This window comes from Mesorhizobium sp. M2E.F.Ca.ET.219.01.1.1, from assembly GCF_004016445.2.
Lineage (GTDB): Bacteria > Pseudomonadota > Alphaproteobacteria > Rhizobiales > Rhizobiaceae > Mesorhizobium.
The window spans coordinates 1-11,738 of the sequence record NZ_SADT02000002.1; the positions used below are offsets into that span (position 1 = coordinate 1).

Annotated in this window: 9 protein-coding genes and 2 pseudogenes; 4 read left to right on the plus strand and 7 right to left on the minus strand. The window is 61.1% G+C overall.

What is annotated here, in order from left to right; translation table 11 throughout:
• Positions 1-305: 305 nt before the first annotated feature.
• The 3 genes and pseudogenes from EN862_RS10465 to EN862_RS36790 form a co-directional block, all read left to right on the plus strand.
• Positions 306-1,415 (plus strand): succinylglutamate desuccinylase/aspartoacylase family protein, encoded by a 1,110-nt coding sequence (locus EN862_RS10465; protein WP_245460084.1) that lies wholly within the window; start codon positions 306-308, stop codon positions 1,413-1,415.
• A gap of 574 nt (positions 1,416-1,989) precedes the next feature.
• Positions 1,990-2,274: pseudogene (locus tag EN862_RS10475) on the plus strand (transposase); the annotation flags it as partial.
• A 219-nt stretch (positions 2,275-2,493) separates the two neighbouring features.
• Positions 2,494-2,982, plus strand: a pseudogene (locus tag EN862_RS36790) (IS21 family transposase); the annotation flags it as partial.
• A 272-nt stretch (positions 2,983-3,254) separates the two neighbouring features.
• Here the strand turns inward: EN862_RS36790 and EN862_RS10485 are convergent.
• The 3 genes from EN862_RS10485 to EN862_RS10495 all read right to left on the minus strand — a co-directional run bounded on the left by EN862_RS10485 (position 3,255) and on the right by EN862_RS10495 (position 8,070).
• Positions 3,255-5,003 (minus strand): hydantoinase B/oxoprolinase family protein, encoded by a 1,749-nt coding sequence (locus tag EN862_RS10485; RefSeq protein ID WP_126101850.1) that lies wholly within the window; start codon positions 5,001-5,003, stop codon positions 3,255-3,257.
• A complete protein-coding gene (locus EN862_RS10490; protein ID WP_127868431.1) occupies positions 5,003-7,084 on the minus strand; it encodes a hydantoinase/oxoprolinase family protein in 2,082 nt (693 codons plus the stop codon). The genes EN862_RS10485 and EN862_RS10490 overlap by 1 nt, the downstream gene beginning before the upstream one ends.
• 80 nt (positions 7,085-7,164) lie before the next feature.
• On the minus strand, positions 7,165-8,070 hold the full coding sequence (locus EN862_RS10495) for a LysR family transcriptional regulator (protein ID WP_126101848.1): 906 nt from the start codon (positions 8,068-8,070) through the stop codon (positions 7,165-7,167).
• Between the two features lie 81 nt (positions 8,071-8,151).
• On the opposite strand from EN862_RS10495, the gene EN862_RS36090 reads away from it, so the two are divergent.
• The gene (locus EN862_RS36090) at positions 8,152-8,418 is read left to right on the plus strand and encodes a hypothetical protein (protein ID WP_167498733.1); all 267 of its coding nucleotides are present in this window, start codon (positions 8,152-8,154) and stop codon (positions 8,416-8,418) included.
• Positions 8,419-8,802: 384 nt separating this feature from the next.
• On the opposite strand, the gene EN862_RS10510 is transcribed toward EN862_RS36090, so the two are convergent.
• From EN862_RS10510 to EN862_RS10525, 4 genes are all read right to left on the minus strand, one after another.
• Positions 8,803-9,036: a hypothetical protein gene (locus EN862_RS10510; RefSeq protein ID WP_126101846.1), complete on the minus strand. Its 234-nt coding sequence runs from the start codon at positions 9,034-9,036 to the stop codon at positions 8,803-8,805.
• 2 nt (positions 9,037-9,038) lie between these two features.
• Positions 9,039-10,716, minus strand: a protein-coding gene (locus EN862_RS10515; RefSeq protein ID WP_126101845.1) for an IS66 family transposase whose coding sequence is annotated in 2 segments (ribosomal slippage) — positions 9,039-9,401 and positions 9,403-10,716 — 1,677 coding nt in all. Because the reading frame shifts where the segments join, the coding sequence is not laid out codon by codon here.
• A 66-nt stretch (positions 10,717-10,782) separates the two neighbouring features.
• On the minus strand, positions 10,783-11,130 hold the full coding sequence (tnpB, locus tag EN862_RS10520; protein WP_126101844.1) for an IS66 family insertion sequence element accessory protein TnpB: 348 nt from the start codon (positions 11,128-11,130) through the stop codon (positions 10,783-10,785).
• Positions 11,127-11,480, minus strand: a complete 354-nt coding sequence (locus EN862_RS10525) for a transposase (protein WP_126101843.1) — start codon at positions 11,478-11,480, stop codon at positions 11,127-11,129. The genes tnpB and EN862_RS10525 overlap by 4 nt, the downstream gene beginning before the upstream one ends.
• Positions 11,481-11,738: the final 258 nt, after the last annotated feature.

Below are 11,738 nucleotides of genomic sequence, written 5' to 3' on the forward strand. Positions count from 1 at the left end.
GGCCCAACATGGCGCTGCACATGCCGCTGTTCCTGACCGACGAGGAGGGCCGTTTCGCGATCGGTTGCAGCGAGACGATCCTGGTGACCGATGGAGGGGCGGAGGTCCTGAGCAACGGCGATCGCGACCTTCGATTCCTCTGATCTAGCTATTTCAACACAATTCCAGATAAGACGATGTCATGGTGGTCGGCTTGTAAGGAAATCGTACGAGACGGATTTTGAAACCTGTTTTTGACCTAACTGAAAGTAAAAATTTTCGAGGAATAATCTGCATACATTTCAATACTGGGAGCACTGGCTGCAGTGCCTGATGGGGTCATTGGCGGAGAAATAATTGTCGCCTTCGTCAATCCGCCGGCCAAGCTGCACACTGTGGCAACGATTAATCCACCACGTTTTATAGATAATGGAACCTTGTCAATGAGCCAAAAACCGCACCTTACGTTTGACCTCGACGAGCCTGGCGTGAACAAGGGTTATCTTGTAGTCCCAACGGGCACGGACAGGGAAGCTCTTCCGCTTCCAGTTCTAAGCCTTAATAAAGGGGAGGGGCCGCGCCTCCTTATTACCGCCGGTATCCATGGCGATGAATTCGAAGGACCAATTGTCGCGCTTCGGCTCATTGACTGGCTAATTGAAGCGCAAACGTGCGGGAGAGTTCTCATTGCGCCGATGCTCAATCCGACAGCTTTGGAAGCGTGGAGTCGCAGGTCGCCAGTAGATAGGTTGGACCTGAATCGTGTGTTTCCCGGCCGGCCGAACGGGTCAATATCCGAACGCACTGCGAGTGCAGTGTCGGAGTTGCTGTTACCAACGGTTGACATGGTTTTTGATCTGCACAGCTTCGGACCCAAGTTTGATTGTCCCCCCGCAGCCACAACGCACCCTATTGGCGACGCCGATCTCATGCGAAAGACGCTTAACATGGCAGCGGCCTTCAAGTTTCCAGTGACACTGGCCTGGGATGGACCAACGCAAGGAATGTTCGATACCTTGGTTCAAAGCCAAGGCAAGGTATTCGTTTGTGCTGAGCTCGGCAGTGGAACCGTGAGCGCCGACGCTCTTGCGGTCGCCGAAGCTGGGGTACGCAACGCAATTATCGAGCTTGGGCTCGTAGAAGGAAAGACAGAGTATCCGACGCCCCGTCAAATGAAGACTAACCTGACACTCGAGTCGCTCACGTCGGACCAACTGACATCGCCGGCACGAGGCATCTTCGAACCTCGTTGTTCGGTGTTGGACGAGCTGAGTGAAGGAGATCTTGTAGGACTCCTGCATCCGTTGGATCCGTGGTCATCAAAGGCCATTGAAATTCGAGCGCCTACCACATCGATCGTCTGTTCATTAAGGACCGGAATGCAGGTCGACGTCAACGATGGCTTAGTGTACCTCGCGCGGCCGCTCAATCTCTGAATCTAAGGGGCATCGATATTTCGCCTCAACAACGACATACCGAGTGTGCGTACTTGTCAAGTAGCGCCCACGCGGCCGCCGGACACCCGACCACATTATGCTGCCCATGATGATCCTGCCTCTGGTCAGCGTCATCTCTGATGGCGGCCGCCCGCAGCATGGGCGACGCCTTTTTGCCGCCTTCTCGCGTTTTCTTCCCGCTCAGCCTGCCGGGCGTGCGCGGCGGTTCCCTGTGGTGTTTGTGATCTGCCTCGGCTTTTACATCACGCCGGCCCCTCGGCGGGTTGGGAGACGCCATGCTGTCGACCTTCATGGCGTCGCAGTCCAGACCTCCTGTAAGTTTGCGCGCGTCGCCCTCGGCCGTCACCGCTTCTGGCGGTCGCCGTTGTCGTGCTTTCCATTCTCGGGGCTAGACCTTTCCGGTAGGCAGGGCCGCACGGCGCAACCAGCGCGGAAGTTGGCTGACCCGGCTGCCTTGGTAGTGTGCTGAGAGTTCTGCAAATTCGCTGAGAGAGGGCGGTCATGGCAGGCTGATGATTGTTCACGTCACCGATTCCCGCGAAGGAACGCCGCCATGACCAAGACTGAAGATAAATCCGCCGGCCGTCAAAGACATTCTGCTTTCGAACCCGGATACGGATGGATTGCACGAGGTGATCCGCGCTGTGATGCAGGAGGTGCTCGAGGCCGAGATGGACGAGGCGCTGGGTGCTGCGAAGAACCAGCGCACGCCGGAGCGTCTCGGCTATCGCTCTGGCTATTAGTCTAGGGCCGCACCCTTGTCACGCGGGTCGGCAAGCTTGAGCTGCGGGTTCCGCAGGATCGGGCGGGCCGCTTCTCCACCGAATTGTTTGAGCGCTAGTATCGAAAAACTAGGTTCGGGTCTGCGGATATCCGTCGACGTTCCCGCTGGGGCGCGGCAATCAAGTGAGAGCGCAGCGTCAATCAAGATGAGAATGCCGCCGGCGGCGTTCCCTTTCGGAGCGTTGTCTGGCGATCGCGGCCGACCGGGTACGCCAGTGGTTTGTCGGATTGGAGGAATCACTTAGTGCCCGGCCGCCACGTAACCGATCACCAGATGAGGCTTCATGAAGTTCCGGCAGACCCATACGACGGCCGTCGCGGCGGCGAAGGCGTCGATCGGCACGGCACGGCCTATCGCATCGAGAAGGATTCGAGGCTGCCCTCGCAGAGGAAGGTTCCGCGACAACGCCGCCGCCCGATCCGCTCGCCCGACAATTTTGACGCCGAGATCGTGCCGCTGCTGTGGGCTGCGCCGGGAATCCGGCCGGTCGCAATCTTCGAGGAGACGCTGCGGCGTCATCCCGAGCTGGGCAACGCCATTCGCCAGCGTCGCGTCCGATCCCGGCGCGCTGTCCGATGGCGAGGAACAGGAAGTCATCTTCCGGCAAACGCACGAGCCGGCCGCCTCGGCCTGTCGGATTTCACCGATCATGAGCAGCACCGGCCTCACCATCGCCGGACAGCCGCTCGATCACCGTCTCTATCATTCGCGGCTCGCCTATTCCGGCTTGCAGCCGTGATGGCAGGCGTTGACGCACTGGTTTTTCCGAAGACGGATTCGGCAGAGTGGGTTTTAGAGATCGCGAATGCGGTTTCGGAACTCGAACGCGAAAGAAATCTTCCGCCGGGAGGCCCCGGTCCTTGCCCAGATCGGATCTGAACAGTTCACCAGTCCGACTATCGCACGATTCATCCTCCGAATCCATTCAAGGAAAATGAATCACGGCCGCAGCCCAAGGGCGAGCGCCTGTTTCAACATCCTGCTAGGTCGAGCCGGGTTCAAATCCTTATTTCTCGTCCTCCGCTTGAAATGACTTATTCCGCCGCACGAGATCTTGCCTGCCGCAGTTGTTGCGTGGCGTCGAGATCGATGACGATGCCCGCTTCACTCTTCGTGAGGACTACGGCGTAGTCGCGCCGCGCACCTTCTATGCTGATCTTGCCGAGACGACAGTCTTCCAGCACGCGCTCCGGCTCCCGTTCGGATGCTGGGCCGTACCCACCCCCCGATGGCATCACGTGGCAGAACAGGTCGTTTTTCTTCATTGGTACCGGCTCCTTAAGGAGCACCGGCAGCACGATGGCATTGTCGCCCGAGATCAGACGGTTCATCGACGGCTTGCCTTCGCAGCCCCCAAAGAGGCCATGCGGCGGATAGGCACGCTTATCGGAACGGATATTCAAGGTCGCTGAGCTCGCAAGGAGCCGATAATCGCGCCGGATGGCGAGCCCACCCCTACGGCGTCCCGGACCCCCTGTGTCGGGGACGAAGCCGTATTGCTCGATGCGGATAGGATAGGTCTGCTCGATCATCTCAACCGGCACGTTCGACTGGTTGGCGCCGATATGTGGGCCACCGTCCAGCCCGTCATTCGCTAGGCTGGCTCCCCAGGTTCCCATAACCGTTTCACAGAAGACGAACTGGTTGCCCCCATGCAGGCCCGCAATGGTAGGCAAAGTCGAGCCGCCGGATCCGTCGGCCGTTACCCGGTCGGGAGCAGCCTGCGAAAGCGCGCCGAAGAGGCAGTCGATCATTCTGTAGCCGGTAATGCCGCGCGCGCCGCAGGGGGCTGGCGATACGGGACGGACCACGGTGCCTTCCGGAGCCCTGACCTCGATGATCTCGGTGAACCCGTGGCAGTTGGGAACGTCCGCCTTCATCACGGATCGTAGGGCTGCGTAGGCACAGGCCTTGGTGAAGGGGAAAGTGGCGTTTACGCCGCCGGCGACCTGAGGCGAGGACCCGTCCCAGTCTATCACAACCCGGCTGCCCTTAATCTCGACCTGAACCTTGAGAAGGATCGGCTCAGGATTCTCGCCGATCCCGTCAATATGGTCGGTGAAGTGATAGACGCCGTCGGGAAGATCGCCGATCTCAGCTTCTGCCAGCTCACGTGCGTAGTCGTTCAGATCCTCTATCGCCTGCAGAACCGTATCGGCGCCATAGCGATCGAAGAGACGCACCATTGCCCGCGCACCCGTCGCTCCGGCGGCCATCTGTGCCTGAAGATCGCCCAGGACGAGATCGGGCGTACGCACGTTGATCGCTATCATATCCCACAGAGTGGCGTTGCGGCGCCCTCGATCCACAAGCTTGAGGACAGGGATGCGCAGGCCCTCCTGAAATATTTCGTGAGCGCCGAGAGCGTTAGAGCCCGCCACGATGCCGCCGACGTCCGAATGGTGCGCCAGTGTCGTCGCCCAGCCACGCAGGACATTCTCGTAAAAAATAGGGCGGACGATATAGATGTCGGGAAGGTGCTGGCCCGCTGCCGCGTACGGGTCGTTCATGATCAGCACGTCGTCCGGATGGATGTCGTCGCCGATTTTCCACAGCATCGTCTGTAGCGCATCATAGAAGCTGCCTAGATGCATGGGCGTGCACACGCCTTGAGCGATTGTACGCCCGGTCGCATCGCAGAGGGCCGTCGAGAAATCCAATGAGTCGCGAACGATCTGGGAGTAAGCGGTACGAACGATCGTAAGCGTCATCTCATCGGCGATCGTGTCGAACGCGTTCTTGAATATCTCGAGCAAAAACGGGTCTGTCTTGCGGTTTCGCATCACGCGACTCCTCGTTGCAGATCGACGACCAGGTTGTCAAATTCGTCTCGGAAGACGGAAGCGTCTGGCGGCACAACCGTCGTCCCTTCATATTCTTCCACGATAACCGGCCCGGCCTGCCTCTCCCGCGTGACTTCCGCGCGTCCCACGACAGCCGTCTCAATGAAGCCGTACCTCTTTCCGAACCACACCGGCCTTGAAGTGGTCTCGCTTGGCTTGAGTGCGTGCCGTAGGCGAGCAGGCACGACATGGTCCGGGTCGGATGCCCTGAGACGCAACGCGACGATCTCGACTGCGTTGTGCTCATCGAAACGGTGACCAAACCGTCGCTCATGCTCGGCGTCGAAGCGGGCGCGCAGCTCGCTGCGCGCCTCGGTGGATAGGTGCCCATCATCGAGATCAATAATCAGCTCGAATGCCTGCCCAAGGTAGCGCATCTCTACCTGGCGCATGCACCTGGCCTTCCCGGAAACACCCAGAAGGCGCTCCGCCTCACGCTGGAGCTGAACGTAAGCCTGTTCAGCTGCCGTATAATCGAGCTCGTCCAGTCGTGCGACGAAGGCTGATGCGACAGCTACTGACTTTTCGGCCAGAAGCAGACCCACGGCACTGAAAACGCCCGCTGCTGCAGGAACATATATGCGGCCGATCTCCAAGCTTCGCGCAATGGACGCCCCATGCACGCCGCCATTGCCTCCAAAAGCGAACATGGCGAAATCGCGCGGATTGCGCCCGCGATAGGTCGTCACCGCCTTGATGGCCCGCACCATCGTCGCATTCGCAACCTCATGCACGCCGTATGCGGCTTCATGCACGGACATTCCGAGCGGGGAGGCGATCGTCCTCTCAAGAGATGCGCGCGACAAGCCGGCATCGATCCTTACTGTTCCGCCGGCCAGAGACTGCTGATTCAAGAAGCCGAGCACGATATTCGCATCCGTAACGGTCGGCTCCTCACCGCCCAGCCCGTATGCGGCCGGACCCGGCGCCGCGCCGGCGCTGTCAGGGCCGACTTTGATAGCCCCTGCCCGGTCCAGCCGCACGATGGAGCCGCCACCAGCGCCAACCTCAGCGATGTCGATGACCGGAAGCTTGAGCGCGTATCCGCCGCCGCCGGCGATCGCACCCGCGGTGCTCATCGAAGCGCCGATCTCGTAGTTTTCGGCGAAGATGACATCGCCATCCTCGATCAGGGAACCTTTCGCGGTGGTGCCGCCCATGTCGAACGTTATGGCGTTCCGGATACGCAGAAGGCGGGCCAGATGGGCGGCGCCGACGACACCCGCCGCCGGCCCGCATTCCACGATCTGGGCCGGCTTGTCCTTCACCGCATCGGAGGAGATCGAGCCTCCGGAGGACTGCATGACTGATATGCGGGCGTTGCAACCGGCCGCAGCGAGATCGGCTTCCATCCCTTCCAGGTAGCGCTTAACCGGAGGGCCGACATAGGCGTTTACCACCGTCGTGCTGGTACGTTCGTATTCACGAATCTGCGGGAGCACGTCGACCGAAAGGGTTACGAAGCAGCCGGGGAGCAATTTCCGGAGGAGCGCGCCGGCGCGGCGTTCGTGGTCGGGAAAGCGATAGGAGTGCAGGAAGCAGACGGCGACAGCCTCCGCCCCCGACCTGGCGATGACCTCGGCGGCCTTGCACACATCATCCTCACCCAGCGGCACAACGACGCTGCCATCGGCTCCGACGCGCTCACGAACTTCAAGCCTCAGGTCGCGCGCCGCCAAAGGAAGAGGTTTGACGTAGAGCGGCTCGTAGAGCTTAGGCACACGGATGCGCCGCAATTCAAGCACATCACGAAATCCCGCCGTTGTGAGCAGCGCGACGCGGGCACCCTTGCCCTCCAGAATCGCGTTTGTAGCGACGGTGCATCCGTGCGCCATTTCGGCCATCGTCTCGATCCGAAGATCTCGGGCCGATGCGAGGGCTTTCGCACCTTCGATCACTCCGCTGGCATAATTCTGGGGTGTCGATGGCACCTTAATCGTACTTAGCAGCCCGTCCTCGGCTATAAAGGCAATATCGGTGAATGTACCACCAATGTCGGACGCCAAACGCCAGCCTTTCATCGAACCCTCCCTGCTCCACCAATTTGACGAAACATAGAAAGGAGCGCCCCATAGATGCAAATCGCAATTTACGCTGGAGATCAATAAAGTAATTTTATCGAGTCCGATGAGCCGCGTGCCTTCAAGAACTCTATGGCACGTTCGGTGAGCGTCTCGGGGACATGCGTGTCCGGCCCCTGCGGGTAGCAGACCGTGAAGCGGACATCGGTGAGCTTGAATTCGGTATCGACGACGACAAGGCTGCCGGTAGCGACTTCCTCCTCGATAGAGCCGAGAGGCACCGCGCCTATCCCCAAGCCCTTGCGAACCATCAAAATGGTTGTCTGAAGCGAGTTGATCGGGTTCAGCCTGGGCGCAATATCGGCTTTGCGAAGATCGCGCAGCAGATCCTGGTGTGGCCTAGTCATCCGCTCGAAGGTGAAGATGTCCATGCGGTCGATTTCGGCCGGTGTTAGCTTCCTGCCGTGCAGGCCGAGCGACGGTGCGGCTGCGAATACCATGGGACAGTCACAGAGCAGATGGTTGATCATCTGCGGATTGGAGATGGGACCCACAATGAACCCGATATCGATTTGTCGGGCAAGCAATTCGTCGCGCAGTCGATAGGATGGACCGATGTGAAGCTCGAACTCGGCATCCGGATTTGCCGCGCGCAAGGCCGCAAGGAAGGGCGGGATCCAGATGACTGCCATCGTGTCTGAAGCCCCGATACGCACGATTCCACGCAGCTCGCCTTTGCCGTAGCGTTTGAGGGCCTTGGCTTGGATTTCCAGTAGCTTCTCGGCGCTGCGAAGAAAGCTGCGGCCCTGCGGAGTGAGCGCAACCCGATGGCCCGAGCGATCGAAAAGACTGACGCCCAGCCGATCTTCGAGCGCCGCGATACGCGCTGAAATGGTTGGCTGTGTTGTGTTCAGTTGCTCCGCAGCCTTGGCAAAGGTCCCGAGCACCGCTACAAGATAGAAGCTTTTGATCTGGTCAAAGGTCATGCAGCTTTATCGGTCGGCGTCGGCGGTTCTGCAAGCGCCTTGGCGAGCCGGCCAGCCCCGTGATGGCACGCGGACCCTCGCGTGGGACTGATGATGCCGGTGGCAAACGACTACTACTCGGACCTAAACGACGAAAGGCGCCACTTCGATCTCGCCGACGCCTGCGCCGGCTACAGTGATCAGCTGGAGCTGCAAGCTGTTTCCCTCCTTGTCTTCCCGAATTCCGTCGCCGTTAGTACGCCGATATCCAACGGCATCGAAGCTGCCCGCGCACGCATTGAGCAAAAAATCAGAATGTTGGAGGAGCACATTCTCGGGTTCGCCACACAGGGATCCGTGCCGCCGTGATGACCGTACCCGGCATTGGCGTCTTGACGGCCAATCCGCTTCGTCACCGCGGTGGATGATTTAGCGCGCTTTGTTCGCTCATCGGGTGTTGGCGCCCATTTCGGCCTGACGCCGAGACGGTATCAATCGGGAAGTCGATCGTGACGGGTCGGTGTCAAAATGCGACGACACGCTCACAGGCACCTATCTATCTCTTCGAGCTGCGGGCACTCTGTTGGCACGGGTCGCCAGATGGTCTGCACTGAAAGCGTGGGCGCGCGTCTGGCGCGCCGGATTGGCAGCAAGAAAGCCCGAGTGGCCGTCGCCTGCAGAGTACCCATCCGGTGAAGTCCGCAGACGTGCGTATCTGGTGACCGTGAGGACCTGAGCACCGGAGTGCTGGGGTCAAGCTTTCGATGAGGAGACCCGATGATATTCTTCGAGGAGGAGTTTGACCTCCTCGATGCCTTCATCGGTGAAGGCCAAGATCCCGTCGTCATCGTTGGTGCCGTACACCCAGATGACGCCGTCCTCCGGCTCGAGACCGAGGGTCAGTTCGTGGATGAGCGCTTCGCTGACGCCGAGGTCGCTGGCGACACGGCCGACGGTGTAGACGTGATGCACCTTATTGCGCTGCATGATCAGGCGGCAGCTGGTTGGGTCCGCAGTTTTGCGGACCTCCAATTCCACGGCAGCAGATCATCGATCCGATGGGCCGGATAGGCGGGCAGTCGGGCGAGGACGTCGGCGAGCCAGGCCTGCGGGTCGATATCGTTCATCTTGGCGCTGACGATCAGGCTGTAGAGAACGGCAGCGCGCTGTCCGCCGCGATCGGAACCGCAGAACAGCCAGGACTTTCTGCCGAGAGCGATGCCGCGCAGGGCTCGCTCGGCTGCACTGTTCGATAGGCAGATCCGCCCATCGTCGAGGAACCGGGTGAAGGATGACCAGCGGCGCAGCATGTAGTTGAAGGCCTTGCTCAGGTCGTGTCCGCGCGAGAGCTTTGTCGCGCGTCTCGATCATCCAGCGCTCGAGCTCGGTGAGCAGCGGCGCGCTCCGCTCCTGGCGCACGGCGTGGCGTTGGGCTGGCGACAGGCCGTTGATCGCGCGTTCGATATCGAACAGGGCATCGATGCGCTTCACGGCTTCGACCGCCAGTGGATAGACCAGGTTGGGCTTCTCGCTGCGCGCCTTCTTGCGCGCCGCCGCTTCGATATCGGCCAGCTCGAACATTTTGCGCCGGCTGTGGGCCCAGCAGCTGGCTTCCATAACAGGCGCCGGCTGACGACCCGTCGCATAGAGATCGCCATAACCGCCAAAGGCATCGGCCTGCAGAATGCCGCTCCAGCCGGCGAGATGCGCCGCGGGATGTTCGCCTCGACGATCGCGGGAATAATAGAATACCGCCGCCGGCGGATCGGCGCCGCCGAACGGTCGGTCATCGCGCACATAGGTCCATAAACGGCCGGTATCGGTCTTGCCCTTGGCCAGGACCGGCACCGTTGTGTCGTCGCCGTGCAGACGTGAAGCGGCCAGCACATGGGCTTCGAGCTGCTTGAACAGCGGCATCAGCGCCGCGGCGCCGGCCCCGACCTGGTCGGCGAGCGTCGACAGGCTGAGCGGCACGCCTTCGCGCGCATAGCGTTCAGCCTGGCGGTTGAGCGGCTGATGCTGGCCGAACTTCTCGAACAGGATCATCGCCAGCAGGCCGGGACCGGCCCAGCCACGCGGGGTGGCGTGGAACGGCGCCGGAGCCCGGCTGATCGCCTCGGAGTCGCGGCAGGTGAACTTCTCCCGCACGTGCTGGATCACCTTCCATTGCCGCGGCACCACCTCCAGCGTCTCGGTGATATCCTCACCCAACTTGCGTAGCCGATGACCGCCGCAGCAGTGACAAGCAGTCGGCGCGGGCTCGACCATGCGTTCGCGCGGCAGATGCTCGGGAAATGGCTGGCGCGCGGGTCGCTTGCGCACATAAGGCGCCACCTCGGTGGTCCGGGCCGCAGCCTGTTCGGCGGCGATCTCGTCTTCCGTCGCGGTGCTCTGGAGTTCCTCGAAGATGAGTTCCATCTGGTCGTGCAGGCGGGCTGAGCGTTCAGAACTCTGACCATGCAGCGCCCGCTGCAGCTTCCGGATCGTCAGATCCTGATGTGCGATCAGCGCTGCATCATCCGATGCCTTGGCTCTGGCGACCGCCAGTTCGGCCTCGACCAGCGCAGCGCGCGCGGCCTTGTCTTCGGCTCTGGCCAGCGCCGCGATCAGCGCCGCTCTCAGCGCGCCAATATCGTCCGGCACAGCACCCTGGGCGGTGGCAACCATGCCTTGGAGTGAATCATAAAACGAGTCCGCTGACTCGCGGAAAATGGCGCAAACTCAAAGAAAAACTCAGCCCGCGCGCTGCGGTCGGAACGTGTGACGCGGGTTGCGCCAATCGATCCCGTCGAGCATGTAGGCAAGCTGCGCCCGTGATATCGAAACCGTGCCGTCCGCCGGCGACGCCCATAGAAACCGGCCCTTCTCGAGCCGTTTAGCATACAGCGACATGCCGAGCCCATCATGCCAGATAATCTTGATCAGGTTGCCGCTGCGGCCGCGGAAGACATAAAGATCGCCGGCATGCGGATCCCGGCCCAACGTCTCCTGAACTTGTAGAGCGAGACCCTGCATTCCGCGACGCATATCGGTCTGGCCGACTGCCAACCAGATACGCACCTGGCTCGGAACCGGGATCATGAAACCCCTAGCGCCTTCACCATCGCCGCCGCCAGTGTTGGCGGCGTGGTCAGCGGAATCCGCAGCCGCACCTTGCCGGCGACCTCCAGCTCGATCACCGCTGGGGATGCCGCCGGCCGCGAAACGGCGACAGGCTCATCGGGAGCCACGACAACTTCGGCAAAGCCCGTCTCGCGGGCTCTCACCGTGCGGCGCCACTTGTAGATCAGGCTGGTCGCGACATCGTACTGACGCGCCACCGCCGCCACTGTGGCCCCAGGCGCGAATGCCGCGGCCAGTATCCGGCACTGATCCGCTTCACTCCAACGGCGCCGCCGCTCCGGCCCGGTCAATAACGTCACATGGCTCATGTTGTGCTGCTAACCACGCTCGTAAGGACGACCTTAAGAGCGCAGCCTCGCTACCGTGCCATCTTCTCGCAAGGCGGCCTCCGCCGGAGGCGTACCCTGCAGACTGGCTGTGATCATGCATCGGATCTGGATCGACGTCAGCGAATTCCGCTGGTCGAAGGAGGAGGCGACCGCGATCACCAGCTAAGCATTAAGCAAGATCCGCCCTTTCGGCGGTGAATGTCCCTGCCGGGATGATGGCGTCGTGATCTCGTGGAT